The 22,289-nt window shown below is 54.1% G+C and carries 23 protein-coding genes; 16 read left to right on the top strand and 7 right to left on the bottom strand.

Translation table 11 applies throughout. The features are described from left to right. Positions 1-10 precede the first annotated feature (10 nt). The 16 genes from NTX59_08265 to NTX59_08190 all read left to right on the top strand — a co-directional run bounded on the left by NTX59_08265 (position 11) and on the right by NTX59_08190 (position 12,339). On the top strand, positions 11-445 hold the full coding sequence (locus NTX59_08265) for a DUF1320 domain-containing protein (GenBank protein MCX5785670.1): 435 nt from the start codon (positions 11-13) through the stop codon (positions 443-445). 2 nt (positions 446-447) lie between these two features. Continuing rightward, on the top strand, positions 448-912 hold the full coding sequence (locus NTX59_08260; protein MCX5785669.1) for a DUF5675 family protein: 465 nt from the start codon (positions 448-450) through the stop codon (positions 910-912). A gap of 4 nt (positions 913-916) precedes the next feature. Then, on the top strand, positions 917-1,438 hold the full coding sequence (locus tag NTX59_08255; protein ID MCX5785668.1) for a DUF1834 family protein: 522 nt from the start codon (positions 917-919) through the stop codon (positions 1,436-1,438). A gap of 5 nt (positions 1,439-1,443) precedes the next feature. Beyond that, positions 1,444-2,862, top strand: coding sequence for a phage tail protein (locus NTX59_08250; GenBank protein MCX5785667.1), 1,419 nt, complete (start codon positions 1,444-1,446; stop codon positions 2,860-2,862). Positions 2,863-2,923: 61 nt separating this feature from the next. After that, positions 2,924-3,283, top strand: a complete 360-nt coding sequence (locus NTX59_08245; GenBank protein MCX5785666.1) for a hypothetical protein — start codon at positions 2,924-2,926, stop codon at positions 3,281-3,283. Continuing rightward, a complete protein-coding gene (locus NTX59_08240) occupies positions 3,280-3,573 on the top strand; it encodes a hypothetical protein (GenBank protein ID MCX5785665.1) in 294 nt (97 codons plus the stop codon). Before NTX59_08245 ends, NTX59_08240 begins: the two co-directional genes overlap by 4 nt. Before the next feature lie 176 nt (positions 3,574-3,749). Beyond that, the gene (locus tag NTX59_08235) at positions 3,750-5,423 is read left to right on the top strand and encodes a phage tail tape measure protein (protein MCX5785664.1); all 1,674 of its coding nucleotides are present in this window, start codon (positions 3,750-3,752) and stop codon (positions 5,421-5,423) included. Next, the gene (locus tag NTX59_08230; GenBank protein MCX5785663.1) at positions 5,420-6,607 is read left to right on the top strand and encodes a DNA circularization N-terminal domain-containing protein; all 1,188 of its coding nucleotides are present in this window, start codon (positions 5,420-5,422) and stop codon (positions 6,605-6,607) included. The genes NTX59_08235 and NTX59_08230 overlap by 4 nt, the downstream gene beginning before the upstream one ends. Next, complete coding sequence (locus NTX59_08225) at positions 6,600-7,610, top strand: hypothetical protein (GenBank protein ID MCX5785662.1); 1,011 nt, start codon at positions 6,600-6,602, stop codon at positions 7,608-7,610. The genes NTX59_08230 and NTX59_08225 overlap by 8 nt, the downstream gene beginning before the upstream one ends. Then, positions 7,607-8,071 (top strand): phage baseplate assembly protein, encoded by a 465-nt coding sequence (locus NTX59_08220; protein ID MCX5785661.1) that lies wholly within the window; start codon positions 7,607-7,609, stop codon positions 8,069-8,071. Before NTX59_08225 ends, NTX59_08220 begins: the two co-directional genes overlap by 4 nt. Further along, positions 8,071-8,427: a phage GP46 family protein gene (locus tag NTX59_08215; GenBank protein ID MCX5785660.1), complete on the top strand. Its 357-nt coding sequence runs from the start codon at positions 8,071-8,073 to the stop codon at positions 8,425-8,427. Before NTX59_08220 ends, NTX59_08215 begins: the two co-directional genes overlap by 1 nt. Positions 8,428-8,430: 3 nt before the next feature. Then, positions 8,431-9,210 carry a baseplate J/gp47 family protein gene (locus tag NTX59_08210; protein ID MCX5785659.1) on the top strand — a complete coding sequence of 260 codons (780 nt, stop codon included), beginning with the start codon at positions 8,431-8,433 and terminating at the stop codon, positions 9,208-9,210. Beyond that, complete coding sequence (locus tag NTX59_08205; GenBank protein ID MCX5785658.1) at positions 9,207-9,701, top strand: DUF2313 domain-containing protein; 495 nt, start codon at positions 9,207-9,209, stop codon at positions 9,699-9,701. The genes NTX59_08210 and NTX59_08205 overlap by 4 nt, the downstream gene beginning before the upstream one ends. A 50-nt stretch (positions 9,702-9,751) precedes the next feature. Then, positions 9,752-10,237, top strand: a complete 486-nt coding sequence (locus NTX59_08200; protein ID MCX5785657.1) for a hypothetical protein — start codon at positions 9,752-9,754, stop codon at positions 10,235-10,237. Between the two features lie 10 nt (positions 10,238-10,247). Continuing rightward, positions 10,248-10,742 (top strand): hypothetical protein, encoded by a 495-nt coding sequence (locus tag NTX59_08195; protein MCX5785656.1) that lies wholly within the window; start codon positions 10,248-10,250, stop codon positions 10,740-10,742. A 25-nt stretch (positions 10,743-10,767) separates the two neighbouring features. Continuing rightward, positions 10,768-12,339 carry a hypothetical protein gene (locus tag NTX59_08190; GenBank protein ID MCX5785655.1) on the top strand — a complete coding sequence of 524 codons (1,572 nt, stop codon included), beginning with the start codon at positions 10,768-10,770 and terminating at the stop codon, positions 12,337-12,339. Between the two features lie 83 nt (positions 12,340-12,422). Here the strand turns inward: NTX59_08190 and NTX59_08185 are convergent, their stop codons facing one another. From NTX59_08185 to NTX59_08155, 7 genes are all read right to left on the bottom strand, one after another. Further along, positions 12,423-14,687: a right-handed parallel beta-helix repeat-containing protein gene (locus NTX59_08185; protein MCX5785654.1), complete on the bottom strand. Its 2,265-nt coding sequence runs from the start codon at positions 14,685-14,687 to the stop codon at positions 12,423-12,425. A gap of 185 nt (positions 14,688-14,872) precedes the next feature. Continuing rightward, complete coding sequence (locus tag NTX59_08180) at positions 14,873-15,268, bottom strand: hypothetical protein (GenBank protein ID MCX5785653.1); 396 nt, start codon at positions 15,266-15,268, stop codon at positions 14,873-14,875. A 269-nt stretch (positions 15,269-15,537) separates the two neighbouring features. Beyond that, on the bottom strand, positions 15,538-16,548 hold the full coding sequence (locus NTX59_08175; protein MCX5785652.1) for a hypothetical protein: 1,011 nt from the start codon (positions 16,546-16,548) through the stop codon (positions 15,538-15,540). Positions 16,549-16,819: 271 nt separating this feature from the next. Next, positions 16,820-18,058, bottom strand: a complete 1,239-nt coding sequence (locus NTX59_08170) for a threonine synthase (protein ID MCX5785651.1) — start codon at positions 18,056-18,058, stop codon at positions 16,820-16,822. Between the two features lie 120 nt (positions 18,059-18,178). Continuing rightward, positions 18,179-19,285, bottom strand: coding sequence for a carbamate kinase (locus NTX59_08165; protein ID MCX5785650.1), 1,107 nt, complete (start codon positions 19,283-19,285; stop codon positions 18,179-18,181). Then, on the bottom strand, positions 19,282-19,956 hold the full coding sequence (locus NTX59_08160) for a poly-gamma-glutamate hydrolase family protein (GenBank protein MCX5785649.1): 675 nt from the start codon (positions 19,954-19,956) through the stop codon (positions 19,282-19,284). Before NTX59_08160 ends, NTX59_08165 begins: the two co-directional genes overlap by 4 nt. A 29-nt stretch (positions 19,957-19,985) precedes the next feature. Further along, positions 19,986-22,244: a hypothetical protein gene (locus NTX59_08155; GenBank protein ID MCX5785648.1), complete on the bottom strand. Its 2,259-nt coding sequence runs from the start codon at positions 22,242-22,244 to the stop codon at positions 19,986-19,988. Positions 22,245-22,289 lie beyond the last annotated feature (45 nt).

The raw sequence follows: 22,289 nt of genomic DNA, 5'->3' as shown, positions 1-22,289 counted from the left end.
GATCTGAAAGATGGATTACTGTGCCGCGGAAGATTTAACCGAGCGATTGTCAAATGATGAGCTCATCCAGCTCACTGATGACGCCAATACCGGCGTCGCTAATCAGGACATAATCGCCAAAGCTATCTCCGCGGCGCAGGACACCATTAACGGATACCTGCGGGGGCGCTATACGGTGCCCCTGGTATCCGTACCAGGCATAATCAAAAATCTCGCGCTCGATTTAACGGCCTATAAATTGTTCAAGCGGCGTAATCAGCAGTTTGATATCGGGGCCCGCGAGCTGATGTATAAGCAGGCTATCAGCCAGCTTAAAGACATTCAGGTGGGCATTATACAGCTGGAGACCAGCGACCGGGCGGCGCTGCCGCCGGCTTCGCTGATGAAGACCAACAAGCGTCCTTCGGACAGGATATTCAGCAAGAGGAAGCTGGAGGAATTTTAGGAATGTATAAAGGGGCAATACTAACCCGCATCCTTAAAATATCCGGTCCGGATGGAACTTTCGGCGGATGGGAGAGCTGGTCCGGTTTCAAGTGTGTAACCATAGAACCCCCCTGGGAAATGAACGCTGTAGGTTATTCTTGCATTTTCCCAGGCATATATATCTGTAAAAACCTGTGGTCTAATGCACACCAGGCGTTTCTATATCACGTTCTTGGTACATGCCGCCGGGAGAATGTGGAAATACATTCGGCTAATTGGGCGGGGGATAGGCTTAAAGGAAAAGTCAGCCAGTTGTTAGGTTGCATAGCCCCAGGGAGCAGCATTGCAGATATAGCGCTCCCCGCAAGTTTCGGAAAGCCCGCCGGTGCAAAGCAGCTTGGCGTTACCGATAGTAAAAATACACTGGCTGCTCTTATGGCCGATATGAACGGAGAAGATTTCCAGCTGACAATAAAGGAAGCCTGAATATATGCTTGCCGAGATAGAGAACGCCGTAATAACCAGGCTGGCCGAGAAAGCGCCTACGCTTAAACAACTTGATACGGCCAAGAGCGAAGTGGTACTGATAAACACACCGGCCTATACCCTGGCGATTTTAAAGGGCACGGCGGAACCTATTACACAGTCGGAGAATACGAAACAGCATATTAATCTGTCTATCTGGCTGGCGTTCAAGAACATCAAATCCGATAAGGATCGCCGGCATGGCGCTTTCCCGGTGGTGGAAGCGATAGCGCAGATATTGCTGGATCAAAAGCTCGGGCTGGAAATAAAGGGACTCAAATATACCGGATTTACCGATGTGACCGACGAGGCGGAACGCGCCGGCGGCATGGCGGTTTACCAATTGGATTTTAAAACCTGGTATGTGGTTTCCAAAATGGACGAAGAGGGAACACAGGCGTTGTTATCGGTGGGGCTGAATTACCTGCTGAACGGGAGCACAACCGCTGCCGCACAGGACGTAGTAACACTTCAAACAGGAGGATAGTAAAAATGACCATAGCATTTGACGGAATACCCAGTAACATTCGCAAACCAGGCAGATACATAGAATTCAACACGCGGCTAGCCGGCGCGGGGCTGCCTTCCGGCGACCGCAAGTTGCTGCTGATAGGGCAGAAGACTTCTGCCGGTTCAAAGGCGGTGGAAGTGCCGGTGCGCGTGTATTCAGAGACCGAGGCAATAACCTACTTCGGCGCAGGGTCAGTGGCGCATCTGATGGTAAAAGCCGCGTTTAAGGCTAATCCTTACGCCAATATAACGGTGATAGCGCCTGCCGATGGTTCGCAGGCTGTCGCCGCCACCTCAGGAAGTCCATGCGTCGGTACCGCCACCGGTCCCGGTCTGCTGACGTTTAAGATAGGCAATGTGACCACCGAAGTCCCCATAGCCTCCGGAGATACCGCCACTGTAATAATGACCGCGTTAAAAGCTGCATTGGATAAATATGTGGATCTGCCAGTGATAGTCACCATGGATATCCAACATAATCTTGTACTGACGGCACGAAATACCGGCCTTCTGAGCAACACCATCGGGTTATCCGCAGAAAGCACCGCGCCCGGAGCCACTGTTACGGTGCAGGCCATGAGCGGCGGCCTGGTGGATCCGGACATCGCCAACTGCCTGACCGCGGTGCATGCCACGCGCTATCACAGAATAGTATGCGCCTATAATTCCTCAACGGCGCTGGGTAAGCTGAAGACGCATATGGAGCTGGTCTCCGGACCGCTGGAACAGCACCCCGGAATCGGCGTATATGCCTACATAGGCGCGGTGGCGGATGCTTTGACGCTGGCCCTCAATTACAACACTTCAGGCCGGATGCAATGCGCGCTTTTGAAAGGCGGAATAAGCCTCTCCTGGGAACAGGCGGCGGCCATGGGTGCGGTGGAGATATCAGTTTCGGATCCGGCGCTGCCCTTGAACGGCTTACCGCTTACCGGCATAGCCGCGCCGGCGACTGCCGACCGGCTTACCAGGGCGGAGCAGGAAAGCTGCCTGGCGGCCGGTGTGACGCCCCTGGAAGTGAATGCGAGCGAAGAGGTGACGATAGTGCGCTCCATTACCACCTATACCACAAACAGCGCCGGGGTGGCCAGCAGCGCGCTGCTGGATACCACCACGGTAGACTCGCTGGATTATATCCGCGAAGCCGCTGCGACCAGGATAGGGCTGCGGTTCCCGCAGTCGAAGTTGAATGCCCGCGTGGCTAAATCGGTGCGCACGGAACTGTATTCGATGCTGAAGGACGCGGAAGAGTTGGAAATAGTGCAGAACGTGGACGCCAACGCCGATGCGCTGATAGTGGAGCCTGACGCCAATATTGCCGGACGCCTCAACTGCGTTATCCCGGCCGCTGTGGTGCCCGGCCTGCACGTGTTTGCCGCCCGCATAGACCTGATACTTTAATACGGCGCCGGGGCGGCCGGTGTGCGGCCGGCCGCTCCGGACATAATAATGGGAGGAACAAATGAAAGAATACGCGAGTGCGATAGTTTTGGAAATCAACGGCAAGAAGATAGACGATTTTAAATCCGTAACCGAGAAGAAACGGACCATCCGGAAAGTGGTGAAGCTGATGGGCGGCATCGGAACAGCGAATGTCACACCCGAGCTGGGGGCGACGGTGGAATACGTCGTTCCGGACAGCAAAACGCAGTTTGACTTTGACTCCGTTAAAAACGGCACGCTGACTATCACCTACGAAAGTGGCGCCCGCGTTATTTATACCGGCATCACCACGCTTGAAATAGGCGAAGCTAAAGCCGACGGCGAGAATGAAATAAACAGGACCATTGACTTCGCGGCCACAGGCCGGAGGCCGGAATGACCGGTAAACTGCCCATAGGGCTAGAGTTCGCCGGCAAGCGGCACCAGGAGTTCGAGTTGCGGCCGCAGCTGGTGGAGGATGCCGTGCTGATCTATGAAGATCCTGACCACGGTGCGCGCGCGGAGAAAAACAGCTATTTCGCCGGGGTCTGCATTCTTGCCCGCCGGCTGAATAAACTCGGCGACATCCCCAAAGAGTCTATCACCCCGGACTTAATAATGAAGATGGACGCCGCCGATATGGCGGCTATCCAGAAGACCGACAGGGGGCAGCTTCAGCCGAAGCCATAGCCGGAAAGCGCAGGTACGCCGTAAATTGATCCTGGCCTTGATGAAGCTGAGGTTCAGCTATACCGAGGCCCTCGGCCTTCGGGAGGATGAGGCGTACCTTTACCTGGACGCCTGGCAAGAGTTAAACAATCCGGAACCTAAAACCATAGTGCGGAAGAAAAAAAAGGCATAAAACCATGGGCGAAACGATGAAGGTGGCGCTGACTTTCACCGCTATAGACGCGGCCAGCGGCTATTTAGCCGACATGGAGCGCCGTATTGATTCGCTTGGAGAATCCGGCAAGAAACTGCGCGGCGATTACGACGCCATGAAAAGCCATTTTGCCGAGGGGCTGAAGGGGTTTGGAGTGGCGTTTTCCACTATGCAGTTTATGAAGCCGGGCATCGAGGCCGCGGCTATGTTGGAAGCCTCGGGATTATCTGTGAAAAATTCGCTCTGGGAAAGCGGTAAGACAGCCGCTGCCATGGGCGCGGAGTTCACTAAAATGCGGTCCACCGCGCTTTATCTTAGCGCGCATTCACCATTCGGAGCGCCGGATATAATGCGCGCGGAACAATTACTGCTGGAAAGTGGGTTTAAGCCGGGCGAGATAGCGGGGCAAAATGGCCTAGCTGCATCAGTATCCGGCATGAGCCAGTTGAGCGGCCAGAGCATGGAAGAAGTGCGGGACTTGGTTGATATTTTTCATCAACAGTTTGGCGCCAACTTAAAAGAAATTAATTCCGCATTTGACGCTATAGCTCAGAATGGATTGGAGGATAAACTACCTTATCTAACCTCTGGTTTATTAAGTGTCGGCACCCGTGCATCGGATATGGTAATACCGTTGAAAGACGTTGTGTCAACATTAGGCATGATGCATACGGTAGCGCGAAGAGCCGCACCCGCTTTGGGTGAGTTTTTAAAATCCATGCGGCCTGATGCTACCAGTCACGAGGCTGTTATGATGCGCGACATTGGGTTTAATGGATACAACGCGAAGGGAAAATTTATCGGATTTGAAGCTATACAGAAGGAGCTGAAAGAAAAATTCGGCGGATTTAAAACTGATCTTTTACCCCTGCTTGAAAGGGTATTTGGCGCCGGAGCTCCGGTAGCTAAAGCTTTAATAGACGCCAAACCATTAGCCGAGATTAACGCGCAGAATGAACGCCGCCTGAAATTTGAGGCGAAGTTGAAAGAAGTTAACGATGGGTTGACCACTTCTTACGAGGAGATGATACGGGCCATGAAGAACGCCGAAGGCTCGGTGTTCGCGCCGATAACCGAAATGCTGGCGGCCGGCGCACGCGGCGGCCGCGATACTTTTGTGTGGCTTGGAAAGCTTGCGGAGAATCATCCCGGAGTGTCAGCAGGAGTGGCGGGACTTGGCGGCCTGGTGGCCGCCGGCGGTGCGGCATATGGATTGTGGGGAATGGGTAAGGCTCTTATGGGTTTGAAATCCATAGCAACCGGGTTAGCTGGTGCCGGAGCCGCGGTAACTGCCGGGAAAGCTTTAGCGGGAACCGGGATGATGGGTGAGGAAATGGTGCTTGGCGGAACAGCAGCTGCTGGAGCCGGAATGGCGATAACTCTTGGAGATCTTCTAGCCATCCCATTGGCCACTTATGGGGTTTATAAAGGTGAGGAATGGCTTAACGAGCGGTTGCGCCGAATCAATTTTGGCGCGGCCGGAATACCTGGCGCCGACAATATTCATCTCTCCGATAAAAATATTCCTGAGATAAATATCAATTTCAACACAGACATAAAAGGAAGGGTTACGGCATCTACCGGACAGGGCGTTGACCTGAAAGTAAATACCAATAATAGAGGCAATTTCCATTATTACGATGAGAAACATCCATGAATGAAACCGACCCCCTCTATAAAGCCACCCTGGGCGGCATTCCCCTGCAATGCCAAACCACCGAAGACGGTTTTGAGAAAGCTATCTCCGAGTCGGAGATTCCTTATACCAACGGCGCACAAACCGAAGACCTCGGATTGAAAGCCCGGACAATAGGACTGCGCTGTTATTTTTATGACGAAAATTACAGCAACCACCAATCATTAATAGAACTTGCCAAAGAGTTCGACTTGCTTGCTTTTGTCCACCCGGTTTATGGCCTGACCAATGTACGCATTAAAAAACTGGTCGTTCACCATGATGACCAATCACGCGCGGCCGAGATTGACTTAAACCTGATTGAGGATGGCCAGGTGCAGGCGAATATAAAGCCCTGGCAGGACCCAAAAGCCGAAGCGGAAAAAGAATTTAACAACTCCGTGGCAGAGCAGAAAGCGTCCGTCCTGCAGAAGATCCTTACCCTGGGCGCAAAGCGCGAAGCGATGGCTGAAGCCGCTATAGAAAAATTCGGATCGTTTATGACCAGCGTGGCTAACCCGGCCAATACCCTGGCATCCCTGGTTGACTATGGCACGGATTTACCCGGCCGGTTTGTTGAGGCGGCCGCGCTGGCTGTTGAGCGTTACGCCATAGCCTACGAGACGCTGCGCGATGCGCCGGCGGCGTTCCAGGCGCAGCTTGCGGCCGCCCTGAAAGACCTGAACGCGCAGTTTGATAAATTCGGTGGGCAGGTGGACGCCGCCTCGGCCGCCAGGATGGGGCTTGAAGCCGCCGGTTTTTTCTCCGCCGACGAACAGTTGAGCCAAACAAACAACATCATGGACCAGGCCGCCGGGTTTGACGTGAACGGGAACCGGGTTTCCGTAAGCACGGACGACACATTGAATTCTAACGAGATAGAGACTATCCTGGCTTTAACCAACACCGCTATTCAGACCGCGGTTGAAGGCGATAGAGGCAATGATTCGCTTAAGCGCATGGCGGCTGTTCTATATAGCGCGGCCGCGCAACTGAAGAAGTCGGCCGAGAATGTGAAGGTGGTGCGTATTAATAACCCTACGCCGATACACCTGATTTGTCTGCGCTATGGGCTGCCATATAGCGCCGCGCCGCGCTTGCTGGCGCTGAACCCGCAGATAATGGACCCCAATAGGGTTTCTGGGGAGATATCAATCTATGCCTGACCAGATATCCCTGCTGATAAATAATGTCGAGTTATCCCGGTTCGCATCTTATTCTGTGGATGCTGACTTCTACCTGGCGGCCGACGCTTTCCAGGTTGAGACCGCCGGCGGTATAAGTGGAATAAAAGCCGGGCAGCGGGTGCAGTTGAAACTGAATGGGGTTGTGGAGCTGGATGGAATAATAGACGCCCCGAGGCGCACCGGTGGAAAAGGAAAGATTTCAATGAAGCTCTCCGGCCGGGACCTGGCCGGGCTATTGGTAGATACGCACTGCGACGGCTATGGCGATATTAAGAACGTGACGCTTAAAGCATTAACAGAAACGCTGATAAACAAAGTGCCGTTCATCCAGCGGAATAATGTGTTTTATCAGATCCCCAAAGATACTCCATCACTTACCTGGGAAACGGCATATGTGGAACCATGCAGATCTATTTTCGACGTACTCTCCGAGAAAGCCAAGGCCTGCGGTTTAGTGTTTTATGCCATGCCCGACGGGAAGTTTTATTATGGCAAACCGAAAAGCACAGGCGAGCCAGTATTCTCTATAGTCAATCGCAAAGATGGGAAAGGGAATAATTGTTTTTATTACGATTACGCTGAAGATCTCTCTAAACGGTTTTCCAAGGTGAGCGTGATTTCAAACGGCCAGGGGACAGATGCCAAAACCACCAGCCAGTTATATACCGCCGCCACGGTGACAGACAGCAGCTTTCCCTTTTATAAACCGTTCTATGCCATTGAAACCACCGGCGCAATGACGCCGCAGCGCCAGGCGCAGATGATAATGGATATGCAGCGGCGCCAGGGATTCCAACTGACTTATAAAGTGAAAGGACATACACAGAACGGGCGGAACTGGGCGATAAATGAACTCTGCTCTGTGGACGACCAGGTTAACGAATTGCATGGCATATATTTCGTCTATGGCCGGCGCTTTGCGCTGAGCAAGGAGGAGGGAGCATATACCGAAGTACGGCTCGGGCTCCCTGGGCTATTATGATCCGCGCGCTTATAGTTTCTGTGGCCGAGGGTGTTATTAAACGCTTCAGCGGAAGCTCCGCGCATGGCGCGCTGGAAAGCCGGGAGCTGTTCCAGCACTACGGTTTCACCAGCCGGGCGAAGGCGGGAGCCGAGGCAATAGTGCTGCGCGACGGAAATATCTTTATCAGCATAGCAGAGGATGATCGGCGTTACCGCCTGGCGATCGCGGAAGGCGAAGTGGCGTTATATAGCGACGAAGGGGATAGTGTGCATTTTAAGCGCGGCCGCGAGATTGAGATTACCGCCGGGACGAAGGTTAAAATTACCGCGCCGACTATGGAACTATCCGGGAATTTGCAGGTGACCGGCAGCGTATCCGACTCCGCCGGCAGCATGGCTGCCATGCGGCTGGCTTACAATCCGCATACACACATAGATCCCCAGGGAGGCGTGACCGGCGGCCCGGCACCGACCATGTGATGGATTTAAAAATAGATATTCAAGACGGACGCGGCACATTAACACTGGAGACAACCGACACGCTGTTGAACAATATTTTTATGTCATTGAGTATACCGCGCGGCAGCTGGTGGTTCAATCCGGAATTCGGCAGCCGGTTGCACGAGCTGAACAGGGAAAAGGATGTGGCGCGCGTGGCAATGCTGGCCGTGACGTATGCGAAAGAGGCGTTGCAATGGCTGGTGGACGCTAATAAGGCATCGGCGGTGGATGCGGCTACTTCGCATGTGAAGGGCGGTCTGGTGCTTACTGTGACAGTGACCACGGCCGCCGGCGAACCGGTGACGTTTGAAAAATTTATACCAGTCGGAGCATAACTTATGAGCAGCTCGGATTTTGAAAAAGATTTTGAAACTATCCTGGAAGAGATACTGACCGATACGCGGAACCAGTATCCGGGAGCGGATACAAGCCAGGGCAGCCCGCTGTTTATGATGGCTGTTCGTCTGGCATCGGCCACATGGGGACTGCATAAAAAACAAAGCAAGATAGCCGAGCAAATATTCCCCGACACCGCTATTGACCTGCTGGTGGACCGGCATGCCTATTGCGCAGGGTTAAGCCGCGCCGCCGGTGAGAGCACTGAAAGCCTGGCCGCCCGCGTGCTGGAGAAGAAGCGTAAGCCGGGCGCCGGCGGCAATAAGGATGATTACGAGACCTGGGCTACCGAGGTGGACGGAGTAGCCGGGGCGCATTGCATTCCTACGCCGCGGGGCGCCGGTACCGTGGACGTGGTAGTGCTTGCCTCAGCTGGGGATAACCCACCTGTGCCGGCTCAGCCACTGCTGGATGCAGTTTATGCGCATATAGATGAGTTGCGGCCAGTAACCGCCGGAGATTTTACTGTTTTGGCGGTGGCGGTATTGTCGCCGGCGATAACCATGACAATATCCGGCAGCATTAACGCCGACACCCTGGCCGCGAATATCAAAAGCTATTGCGACACACTGAAATGTAAGGATACTTTGTTTCTTTCCCAGTTGGTTAATTTAGCGCTTGAACTCGGTGCCAATGACGCCGTGGTGACAGCGCCTATAGCGAATGTGACTGCGACGGATTACCAGGTGATCCGCTCCGGAGTGATAACGATAAACGTATGAATCAAGCGGATATCCTGAAATCCTTAACCGCGCCGGTGCCTCTGGAAGGTATTGTGGATGATATCAACATTATAGAAGGCGCGGCGCTTGATAGTGCGGAGGCCTCGGCGGAACAGTTACTGCAGGAAGTGTTGCCGGACCTGGCATTGATAACGATGTCCGACTGGGAACGGATACTGGGGATACCCACCAACCCGGAACTGACGCTGGTTGAACGGCGACGGGGTATACTGGTTAAGTTTTTTAGCCGGGGATTGAGTAAAACATTTTTTATTCAGTTGGCTGCGCTATTGGGGCAGACTATCACGATAGATGATGTTTCGACGCAATGGGAATGGATTGTCAGCGGGCTGGTTTCTTCCGATGATTTTGCGCGAGCCGGAGAAATATGCGCCGGCGAGAGATTAGGCGGTTCCTCAATGGATATTGAAACCATCTTCAACACCTTAAAACCGGCACATACACTGGTATCGTTTGAATATGTCAGCTAGGAGAATTTACAGGTACACAAGATGTACCGCTAAAGCATAAAGGAGAAAATATGATAAAAAAACTGTTGATAGCGGCGGTGTTCTGTTTTGTGGTAAGCATGGCGCAGGCCGCGCCGTACTTCAGGCTTATAGATATGGGCCATCCGCAGATTAATGCCGGTACGTCCATAGGGGCAAACTTCGTAAGGCAGACCACTATGGTAGCGCTTATTACGCATAGCCCTGCCGACGGTTACTTTCTTATTCCCGGTCTGGATTGGACTCCGCTTGCAGCGGGTGGAGGCTTTAAAGCCAAGGCTTTTCATCTTTCTGCAGGACCTTCCATGAATATGCTTCCGGCTATTAAATCAACGCTGGCCGCATTTGTGGATGCGGTTACTGCGCCGGATAAATATTCAAACCTAAAATCTTTACTCACCCCCGCTTCTTCTGCCAATGGTGATATCGTAGGGGCGCTGGGCATAAACCTGGAATATGATTTCACGGCTAAAGTTTGGAGCACTCCGCTCTTTGCGGGTATTCGGTGGAAATTCTAAGGAGGAAATCATGCAAAGCATAATCAATTTGGCGGTCGCACATATTGGGCTTTCAATTCTTGGAGGATCAACTATCGGCGCGGTGGTGCTTCACCTCGCTGCTCCTAAAATAACCGCCATAATCAGCACAGCGTTTGGAAAAATGTTGGGTAAGGAAATAGCTGCGGCCGAGACCATTAAGACCGGCGACCCGGAGATAGACGCCCGGCTCAACCTGATCGTGTTAATACTTATGGATGTGGCCAATCGTGCGTTGCCGGCCGCTCCCGGAGAGGATAAAAAGAAGTATGTAATGTCCTTCTTTGCAAATACCGGGTCGGCCATTCAGGCCATGATCAGCACAGCCATAGACCAGCTCTGGGCCACTATGAAGGAATCTATAGATAAAGGTCTTACGGCGCCTCAGGAAGTTTTAATAGAGGAAGCGGTAGCCAAATTAAAGACCCTGGCTCCTGTAGCAGCCGCAGCGGCCTCTGTAATCCCGCCAGCGCCGCCCACGGCGTAGGAAGCATAAAGTAAAGGAAAATTATATGAGTAAAACAGTTTTTGTTAATGCGGATAAAAGCCAGGGTAGACCGGGAACAATTATCACCGCGGAGTTCCTGAACGCGCTGAATAACCAGCGCCATAACGGTTTAAACCAGGACGGCGCCGGAGTCTTAGACTATGCGGAGGATACTGGGGCCGCCAACAGTTATATAATTTCGCTTACCCCCGCCCTGGCCGCTTATATCACCGGTATGCCTATATGGTTCAAAGCCTCCAACGCCAACACCGGCGCCGCCACACTTAACATTAACAACCTGGGTGAAAAATCAATAAAAAAATTAGACACCCAGCCATTAGCGGCTGGGGAAATTCTAGCAGGGCAAATTCTCTGCGTTGCCTACGACGGTACCAATTTTCAATTACTCTCCCGCGGGCCGTCGCAACATTCAGACGTTATTGTAAACGACGTGGAAAACGCTATAACCGGAACAGGCCAAACTTTATCCGATGCAGATCCCCAGCAACTTTCAAAAGCCATAGCGATTTATGCCGCCGGCGGCGATTTTTACACCGATAGCGGCGCGGCGGACGCTTATGTCCTTGCCCCTATTGGAAGCAAACAGACCCCTATTGCGCTGTTTATAGGCATGCGCGTCCGCTTTATAGCGGCCCATTCTAATACCAGCGCATCCACTGTGGCAGTAAACGGTTTAACGGCAACGGCCATAAAACGAGCGGATGGCAACACAGCGCTTTTTGCCGGTGACATAACCGCCGCCTATGAGCATACCTTGGTTTATGACGGCACGAATTTCAGGCTTTGCCTGTCCGAAGCTCCACAGTCCCGTGTCCATGTCTTTACCGAGTCGGGAACATGGGTTGTTCCCCTAGGGATAACTGTCGTGCATGTTCAGTTGGTGGGTGGTGGTGGTGGTGGTGGCAACGTATCAAACGTCGGAGGCGGAGGAGGCGGCGGAGGCGGAGGGATTGTTGTGCAGCATGATGTGGTTGTGTCACCAGGGTCAGTGACAGTAACGATAGGAGAGGGAGGAGATTCGGGGATTAACGGAGGCGATTCGATATTCGGCGCTGTAACAGCGCAAGGCGGGCAGAGCGGTGGAGCCGGTGTTCAAAACTGGGAGGTCGGTGGTGCGGGCGGGGCAGGTGGCAATGGTGGTTCAGGTGGCGGAGGAGGAGGAGGGGGAACGATTTATGCGAATTATCCAGCGGGAGCAGGTGGCTCAGGCGGTGTTGGATGTTCGGGAATCTCAGGCGGCGCCGGTAGTGGAGGTTCTGCGGGAGCAGGTGGCTCAGGCGGAAATGGAATTTTCACCACAATTTCTCAAGGAGAATTTATAGGCTTCGTGAACAGCGGCAATGGTGGTGCGGCGCAAACCAGTGGTGGTTCGCCTTGGGCCGGCTATGCCGGTGGTGGCGGTGGCGGCGGTGGGTATAATATTATTGGATTAATGGGAGTTGGCGGCAACGGCGGTTCTGGCGCTACAGCCGCTGGGGATGGCCAAACACCGGGTGGTGGAGGCGGAGGATGTTCGGGTAAGATTCAAGGAAACGGCGGTAAAGGTGGAGATGGTATCTGTGTAATCATGTGGTGAAAATATCCCAGTTTTTTAGCCCCAAAATTTAGGCCGAAAGAGAAAAGTTATCCACAGGCCACCAATTTTGCTTAAATATAGGTCTAAAGGCCTATGTTTTTCTCAAACCACCTGATACTTTTTCTCAAACTGCCTGATACGTTATAATAGGCAATGACGTTATAGAGGATATTAGCGCTGTTGAACTCTACATCCTCAAAGGCAGCCGTCAACACCTGGCTGCCCCAGAAATCAATTGCGGTAGCCATGGCGGGCATGGAATCATTAAAGCGCAGATCGGAAATGTTAAAGACCGAAGCATAGGGCTGGGAGGAATAGATAACCATGCCCGTGTCAGAGCCGCTGACACTGTTATTAGTCATGGTAATCGCGAGCGCCTTGCGGTACTCAAGCCACACGCCCAAACCGTCCACGCCGCCTGTTACGCTATTGCCCGAGAAGGTCAGGCTGTCGCTGTTTACGGCATAAAGCCCGAACCCAGCTTCATAATCCGTAGATAAATTGCTGTTTGTAATGGTGGTGCTGCTTGCGCCGGCTATCTCAACAGCGCGCAGGCCGGAGAAGGAAACGCCGTCGGCCGAACTGCCCGTGTCACCATAGAAAAGCGCCCCGCTGCCATAGTCGGAATAAGCGCTGCCCCCCCCGCTCAGGCTGTTTCCCACGCCATGCCGGTCAAAGAAGACACCGGCTGTCTGATAACCTCTGATATTACCACCACTACGTAACGTGGCGCTGTTATAGTGGCCGTCGGAGTAAAAACCGCGGCCGTAGCCAAAGATGCTAGTGTTTAAGATCAAGCTGTCGCTGCTTGAGTATTCGTCAAAATGCACGCCGTCGGAGTCGCCGGCAATATCACTAAGGGTAATAGTGTCCCCCCGGCCGGAATCCCATATCCCGTTGGAGTTGCCGAAAACAGACATGCTGCTGATGTAATTATTCGCGCTGGAACTGCTTATCACTATGCCGTTACCGTACCTGGTGGAGATGTTGCGGTAATAAGAATAGGGGGTGTTGCCATTGATGTGGTTGCCGCCGTAGCCCGAATCACGGATTCCGTCGGCATGCGCCTCAATAGTGATATTGTTAATGGTATTGTTGTGGCTGGCGCCGCTGATAACAACGCCATCGCCGTTGGAAAAAATATCGTAAACATCGTAGTTGGGGCGGCTGCCATTACCGGTGATAACATTGCTGCCGCCGCCAGAATCACGAATTCCGGCGCCGGCCGCCGAAATAATGACGCTGCTGATGGTGTTGTTGTAGCTGCCCCCGCTGATAGATATACCGTCGCCGCCGTACGAGTAGATGTCGTAGGTATGATAATAGTAATTATTGCCGGAAGAATCGTTGCCGAGGATGTGATTGCCGCCGCCGCCGAAGTCCCGGATTCCGGCTCCGTACGCTCGGATAGTAATATAATTAATAGTATTGCCCTGGCTGGCGCCGCTGAGAACGATGCCGTCGCTGCTGGAGAGTATGTCGTAAACCCCGTTATCAGTTCCATACCCGTAATTGTACGGGTTTCCGTTGCCGGTAATGGTATTGCCGCCGGCGCCAGAATCCCGTATTCCGACTCCGTCTCCTGACGACTGGATTGACATGGCGGTGATGGTATTACCGGAACTGGCGGCGCCAATGACGATGCCGTCGTTGCCGGCATAGATATCATAGATATGATTCCAAGGATAGGTGTAGTTATTGCCGTGGCCGGTGATGGCATTATAGCCAAAGCCCTGGTCCGAGATAGCGTCGGCGCCGCCTGTCCGTATAGTACAATTGGTAAGCGTGTTTGAGCCGCTCTGTGCGCCAAAATAGACGCCCGCCCCGCCGTCTTCTTCATTTATATAGTAACCGTTGGGGTCGTTAATGGTCACATATGAGAGGGTCACAAAGGGCGATGAGACCATCACTCCGTAAGTAATGGCATCGGTGGGGGAGATCCGGATATGGGAAAGGGTGACGGCTGGAGTCTTAATAAGAAACCCGCCGGTGACCGTGGGATAGGCGAGATTGGAGGCCCTGGCCGGGTTGGCCGCGATGGTGATGCTGCCGGCGCCTGTTATCTCTTTGCCGGCGACCGTGACTGTCTCATTATAGACCGGGTCGCCTGTCTCGTCGCCTAAATAGATATGAGCCGAGTAATCAATGGAGGCGGGCAGAGCGTCAACCGCCGACTGGATGGTGGAATATCCGCCGGAATTGACATAGCAAGGAACGGGCCCGCCGCATAGGGGCCACGTTGGCAGTGGCGTGGCAGCGGAAACTCCCGCCAGAAGCTGTGCGGCAATGCACAGCCCCGCCGCGGCAAAACTGCGTCCGATATGAGTATATGTCTTCAGTGATAGCATGCGCAGTTGGATCGAACCTGTCATCCTGTCAGAGAATGCCGGCGGCTAAGCCGCCGGCGCGAGTTGTTTGTTGCCTGCCTGCCGAACAGGCAGGCAACCGTTCCTAAAGACACTTGATCTGCCGCGGAGCATATAAACGCTTTACGGCACAGGCCGTCCGCGGAAAAGATTGCTGGCAGCGCTGCTTACTTTTTTGCCGGGGCCTGCTGAGCGGCAGGCGCGGCTGCAGGAGCTGGCTTGGCTTGCGCCGGGCGTGCTGCCTGCTGGGCGGCACGGAGCGCCTCAAACGACTGCCTGAGACTGTCCTGGTCGGCCTTCATGGTTTTCTTGTCGGTCTCAAGCTTCGCCTTGGCCGCGTCGCAGGCCGCGCCCGCAGTCTGACAGGCCGCTTTGGCGGCTTTCCTGTCCGCTATAAAGGTGGTACGATGCAGCCGCATCTGTTCCCTCGCGGTCTTGATCGCCGCGTGCTGAGCGGTCATCTCTTTAGTGGGCGCCGCTGCCGCCGGTTTGGCCGGCGCAGTCTGCGCCATAGCCGCGACCGACATCAACAGTACGGCCGCTACAATAAGGTTGGTTTTCATATTATTAATTTTTCCTCCATCATAATCTGTGCGAAAAAAATAATAGCAGTTTGGTTTTTTTAAAGTCAAGCGTTTTTTTCCAAAAGAGTTTGTCCTTCACATCATTGTCGGATTTTTTTTTGACTCTTTCAAGGGTTAGAATGGGCACTGGCCGGCCATGGGCAAGCCCTGAACAAAAAACTCTCCGCGCCAGCCTTAAGCGGACGCGGAGAATTTATTTACCCCGCACTTTTTCCAAAATGGGCCAAAGTGCGGGGTTTACAAAACCTTCAATTCACTTGTATTTTATCAGTGGCGCCCTTACTTATGAATTCACCGGTGGAGATGGTTCCCACACGACTGAAGCTCCACTTAATGAAATACTTCGAGCCTCCGCGGGAGTCCGGAGTCATCACGGCTTTGGAGGTGTCCAGCTCGCTCTCGGCGAATACCATCTCATAGCCGGCCGCGGCGTCAAAGGTGAACCCTTTCTTTCCTTTGAAGGCGTCAAAGAACCAGAAGCCGTCTTTGTAAAGCTCCACGTTTACGGCTACTTTTTCTCCGGCATATTGCGCGGCCCAGATATCGTTCACCCTGAAGGTGAATTTGCCGTCGGCATATGAAAGTCCGCCCGCGGAAAGGCCGTTTTTGTCGGGGCTGGTGGCCACTTTATTGATAGGCGTCAGCTCGTAGCGCACGTCATATTCGCCGGTGCGGTTTATGTTGTAGTTATAAGCCGCCGACAGCGTCCGTATGTCCACCGAAGGTCCCTCGATACAAACCTCAAAGGAATCGGTTTCCCACGGAAACAGCTGGCGCGGCGCCATGGAAAGCTGCGCTGTGCGCTGTATAGAACCGCCGGGCCGCTCATGGCATTCCATACCCTTGGTAACAGCCTGATCCCTGCCATGATGGCCAGGACCGCCAGGGCCGCCGGGACCACCGGGACCGCCGGGATGATTGCCGGGGCCGTTGGGATTGACCGGAGGAGGGTCCGGCACATAATAACATTCCTCCACATATTCAATGCTTTCCATACGGACCAGTTCCGACAGCATGCCGGAATTGTTGGGCCCAAAGGAAAAGGTATGACAATCGCGCGAGTAGCTTACATGATGCGGCGAGGGGCCGGGATAAGGATAATTGCCATGATAAAAATCATTCCCCCACTTGCCGGGAACATCAATATTGACGGCCTGCTGTATGGCAGCCTTGACATCCACTCCCTGGTCAAAATTTACTTCAGCGCCTGCATTGGCCGCAAAACCCAGGCAGACGAGTGCGCTAATGAGCTTGCTCATTTTTTATGCCTCCATTCGTTTTTGGTTTAAGTAGATACGCCCCACATTATACTTTAGCAGGCCGCGACAGCTATTTTAAGGGGCAAAAGGGAAGGTTTTTGAAGTCTTTGGGCCCGGATAAAATACCCGAAAGGCCTATAAACGGCAGGGGCTAGGGATTAGAGGCCAGGGGGTATACAGCAGGGGATGGGGGTTAGCGTTTAGGATAAAAGAAAGTGTAGTTAAGGAATACCTTCCCTAACCCCTATACCCTCGCCCCTATCCGCTATTCCTACGCCAGCTTATTGTCCGCCACAAGTTTTTTAAGCTCGCCTATATCCGGCTTGATAACAAAGGGCTTGCCCACTGATTTCATGGCGCTCTGTATGTCTTTCAGGCCGTTGCCGCTTATCAGGACCACCGCGGATTCGCTGTCTTTCACCAGGCCGGCGGCGGCCGCTTTTTTAAGACCGGCGAAAGAGGCGGCGGCGGCCGGTTCCGCGAACACATTTGAACCCCTGGCTATCTGCGGGATGGCTTCAAGTATTTCCGCGTCGGTAACTGAAACCGCAAAGCCTCCGGAGTCTTTTATGGCCATAATGGCGGCCAGCCCGTCGCGCGGCATGCTTACCGAAATGCTGTCGGCTATGGTAGCCCCGGACACGGCCTGAATTTCGCCGCCGGACTCAAAAGCGCGTTTTATGGCGTCGGATTTTTCCGCCTGCACGGCTATCATCTGCGGGAGCCTGTCTATTATGCCCAGCCGGTGGAATTCCACAAAACCTTTCCACATGCCGCTTATAATATTGCCGTCCCCCGCTGAAACAAAAACCTTGTCGGGGGTTTCCCATTTAAGCTGTTCGCAGATCTCAAAGGCGCAGGTCTTTTTCCCTTCGCGGGTGTATGGGTTTACGCCGGTGCTGCGGTTATACCAGCCGTATTCCAGCGAGGCCTTGAGGCACAGCTCAAAAGCATCGTCGTAGGTGCCTTTCACCATAATGACCACCGCGCCGAACACAAGCAGCTGCGCCACTTTGGCCACGGGGGCGGTTTCAGGCACAAAGATGATCGTTTTCAGGTCCAGGCTGCCGGTCAGGCAGGCAAGGGAGGATGCCGCATTGCCGGTGGAAGCGGTGATTATGACTTTTTCTTTCAGCTCTCGCGCCTTGGCCACTACCACGGCGCTGGCCCGGTCCTTGAAAGAGGCGCTTGGGTTGCGCCCGTCATCCTTAATATACAGGTTCGACACCCCGACCTCGGCGCCCAGGCGCTCGGCTTTATAGAGCGGCGTCCAGCCCACCTGCACGGGCGGGATATTTTTAAAGCCGGCCAGCGGCAGCAGGTCCATATACCGCCACATGGTCCTGTCGTGATTTTCTTTGAGCACGTCGCAATTAAGCCGCTTTTTTATGAGGTTGTAGTCGTAAAGCACCTGCAGGTTCCCGCCGCATGCCGAGCATGTATATTTCACCTCGTCCTGCGCGTGGTCCTTACCGCAGTTGATGCATTGTAAAGTCTTTATCTTCTTCATAACATCCTTGGTATATTAAAACATATGCCATAAGCCATATGCCAGAGGCCATAAGCTATAAGGAACTTCCTAAAAAAGCATATGGCATACGGCCTATGGCTTATGGCGGGCGCGGCGCCCTTAGGGCAGTACCGTTGTGCCTGCCCTGCCTTTAAGCGTTTCCTCAAAGAGATCGGTCCTTGAAATATACGCCACGCTGCCGCCGTGTTTAACGAACTCTATGACGGCCTTGATCTTCGGGCCCATGGAGCCGGCGGGAAAGGGCGGAGGATCCTGGTTGTAAATGGCTGCCAGTTCCGACACCTTTATCACGCGCAGGTCCCGCTGATCGGGCTTCTGGTAATTGAGCTTCGCGCCGTCCTCCCCCGTGAAAATAGTGAGGCTTACTTCCACCTCTTCGCCGCGGGCCCTGGCGCGTTTCATAAGCATCACGCCCAAAAGCGCTGAGGCCAGATCTTTGTCTATCACTGCTTCCACGCCGGTATACATTTTAAGCGGCTTTGAGCCCGCCCTGGCGGCCTTGGAGAATTTAACGCCGTAATTGCAGGTATAAACTTCTTTTCCGGCCTCTTCTTCCGGCAGAACCTCCCGCACGGGGATGCCGCCGCCCCCAACCGTAACGGGCACTATGCCCTTGGCAAGCAGCGCCTCTATGGCGTCTATTTCAACAATATCAGTGGGCACCGGCGAGGGCACCACGCGCCGCCATATTTCCGCGCCCTGGGCGTCTTTCTTATAGAGCTTCATGACCCAGCCGTTCTCTTTTACGCGCTGGTCCGCCTCTTCGCGGGAGTAGGAGGGGCCTATATATTTGGAGGGGCTCTTAAAGTCGGGATCGTCTTTATCCACCACCACCTGGGTAACGATACCGGCGAGAATATTGTCTATGCCGCGTATGTTCAGCTCATTGTTGAGCTGGCCCAGCATGTAGGCCATGGCGCCCTGGGTGTCGGCAACGCAGACATCCAGCGGCAGGGGCGGCAGGGTGTCGCGGCACAGCTCCGCGCGCATCAGCACATTGCCCACCTGGGGGCCGTTGCCGTGCGTCATCACATAAAGATCTTCCGGGTGCTGCTGGAAGATATCGGCTACCAGTTTGCAGGTGTCGGCCGTGCGCTGCCACTGCATGGCTATATCAGGATTTATGGCCTTCCCGCTTTTGGGATCTTTCAGGCCCACGGGGGCTACCTCGTTGCCGCCGAAAGCGAAAATTCTTATTTTCTTCATTGCTTTTCTCCTTGCGTTAAATAGTCCGAAACCGCATTTCTTACGGCCTCAGTAAATTTTGATAAATCAAGGGGCGAACTTTCAAGCCTTTTCAGGAGCGGCATGGTTATTTCAAGCTGCACCCCTCCTTTGGAGGCGCGGTTCACAATATTTTGCGGCGAAACTCCGGGGCTGCGCGCGCAGGGGAACTCGGCTGAAAAACCGGCGGCGCGAAGCCTTGAAACGGTAATTTCAGCCGCCTCCCTGTTCGAGCCGCCCACGCAAACCCGGCGGCCCGGCTCAGCCTGGGCGTGAACAGAGATCCCCAGGGCGCTCGCGGCGGCCAGTCGTACAGCTTCGGGATCGTCAAAATGCGCGGCGGTTATATGCAGGCGGCCGCTTTCCTCCCCGAGCCAGCCGTTAAAGATATACAGGTTCAGGTCCCTGTCCGCGATCCGTCTGGCCAGGCGCGAGGTGAAAAGTTCTATGTCGCCGCCATGTATAGCGAACACCGCCACGGAAGAGCCGCGGTTATAGAACTCGCGGGAATAATCCCGGCCCTCAATATTGCCGGCTTTCAGGGCCGCCAGGTCCGGGTAAAGATCTTTCCCGCGGCGCAACCCGGCGTAATCGGTTGAACAGCCGGCTAAAACCGCCAGAAACGCGCCGAGTATAATATTCCGTGACAGCATAAATGAGCGAGAACATATGATATAAAAAATCAGCGGCCCAGTTCTTTTGCGGCCGCGGAAAACCCCGGCCAGGAAGGGGAAGCTCTTTTAACACAATCCCTCAAAACCAGCGCGGCTTCCGGCTTACGTCCGAGCGAATTAAGCAGTTTGTAACTTTCAAAGTCCGCTTCGCTTGCCAGCATTTCAAAACCGGGCAGCCTGTTTTCCGGAACCGAGTAAACCGCGTAAGAAGCGCTTCTGCAGGCGTCAAGCGCCTTTGTTTTTTTGTTCTTCCTTATCGCGAGCGCGCATAGATCCATCAGCGCCTCCGGGTTGGAGACATGTATATCAAGAGCTTCGCGCAGCAGTTTTTCCGCCCCGGGCAGATCGCCCGCGCTCATTTTGTCCGCCGCCAGGTTGGAGAGCGCTCTGGACCTTTTTGCGTCTTCCTCCATTATAAGACGCAGAAGGCGGTCAGGAAGGCCTAAAACATTCAAAACCATGTCCGAAAAGATTTTCTCACGCGCCAGCCGGGCTCCAAACTCGCCGTGCTCCGGCATAAGGGCAAGTTCGCGGTCGAGCGAACTCAGGGGGGGCGTAAGCGCTGCGCGCTTTTTGATCCCGGCAAGTATCCGCGCCTCGCCCTCAGGCGGCCAGAGCAGAAGGGCGGGATAAACATATTTGGTCCAGAAACCGTCTGAATTCAGCTTTATCAGGCCGGCTATCTCCCTGTCGGCCCCGTAGGGCTCGCCCCTCAGAAGATTTTGCCCGGCTTCGTACAGGTAATAAGCCTGCTCAAAAGAAGCCCCGGCCTCGGCCTGGTCTCCGAGTTCCAGCTCCCTCAGCATGCGTATTATCAGACAGTCCATCTTCTCTTCAGCCGGAAGCGGTATGTCCGCGGGCTTGCCGGATTTGACCGCCAGAAGAAAATATTCCTTTGCCTTATCTTTAAACTCGCGGCCGCAGCCCGAGAGACATTCGTAAAAGCCGTTATCGTTCCCCAGTTCCCTGAAGCGGGCGCACCTTATCTCCCGGAACGCTCTGTCGCGCGGAAACCGTTCCAGCGCGCGCGAAAAGGATCCGTAGTCCGCGCTGTTGCGCGCGGCCCGCGCCGGATAAGCCGATATAATCGCCTCCGCGGCAAAAACCGCGCAAAAAGCCAGCCCGGACAGAAAAAATACGCTTTTTGCGGCAAAGCGGCTTTTCTCAGGGGATTTGCCGTAAAACCGCGGCAAAAGGCTGCCGATTATCAGCGGGGGAAACAGATACAGCAGCGGATAAAAATAGCGTTTCTCAACGGAAAGAGCCGAATGAATGAGAACAAAATAAACGGGGAGGCTGAAAATAAGCGTTTTGTCCTTTTCACGGCTTGCCGCCATGGCCAGCAGCAAAAATCCCGACAAAAACGGGTAAAAGAGAAAAATATGCCACAGTCTTCTCAGCGCCGCCCAGGCGTGGAACACGGGAGTTTTCGCCGTCTCGCTGATGTAATATTTAAAAGCGCTGTCCTCCTCTCCAAGGCCGGCAAGCCTCCGGGAATCCCCCTCCATGGTGTAAACGCTGCCTTTGGCGGCGGTAATAATATTGCTGGCGGCCCTGCGCCCGTCAAAAAGGGAAAATTCCCCGGAAACAGAGCGGTTCAGCATGCCCCACGGGATAAGCAGAACATAGGAAGCCGCAAGAAAGACAAGCGAACGCCTGACAAAAGCCCCTGACCGGTCCCGGCCGGAAAGCCAGCCGCAGAATACGAAAACAGGCGGGAACAAAAACAGCGGCGTGCGCACCAGCAGGGAGGCACCGGCCGCCAGGCCGCACAGCAGGGCTGTTTTCAGCGTGCTTTCCCGGCGCTCCAGAAGTATAAGCGACAGCAGCAGCAAAAGGAAAAAACTGTAAAGCGACTGTTCGGCGTTATAGAAAGACCCTCCGCCCGCCTCCAGCAAGCCGGAGGCCGCAAGCGAGAGCAGTCCGGCATAATACCCGCCAAGAAGGCCGCCCGCGCAAAGAACAAGCGCATAGACGCACAGATGCAGGATGACAAAAACCAAAGCGGGCTCAACGCACAGGTTCTGCGCGGCCGCGCCAAGGATCTGATATATGGGCATCGCCCAGGCCGCCGTATTCAGGGGCAGGCCCGCCAAAAGAAAAGAGCCGGCGTAAATGCCTTTGACTTCAAGACTTTGCCGCCCGGCGGTCAGGAACAGATTCAACAGAGTAAAGCCCGCGATTAGGAACAGCGCGAGGATCATCCTCAGCCGGTTTGAGTTAAAATGCTGTTTAAGCTGAATCCTGCAGTTCGCTTTGGTTTCCATAGGAAAATCAGGTGAACAATAGAATGCAGGATTCCCCGCTGCAGC

Source organism: Elusimicrobiota bacterium, from assembly GCA_026388155.1.
Lineage (GTDB): Bacteria > Elusimicrobiota > Elusimicrobia > Elusimicrobiales > UBA9959 > UBA9634.
The sequence above is the reverse complement of the archived record's forward strand: the minus strand, read 5'-3'. Positions and strand labels throughout refer to the sequence as shown.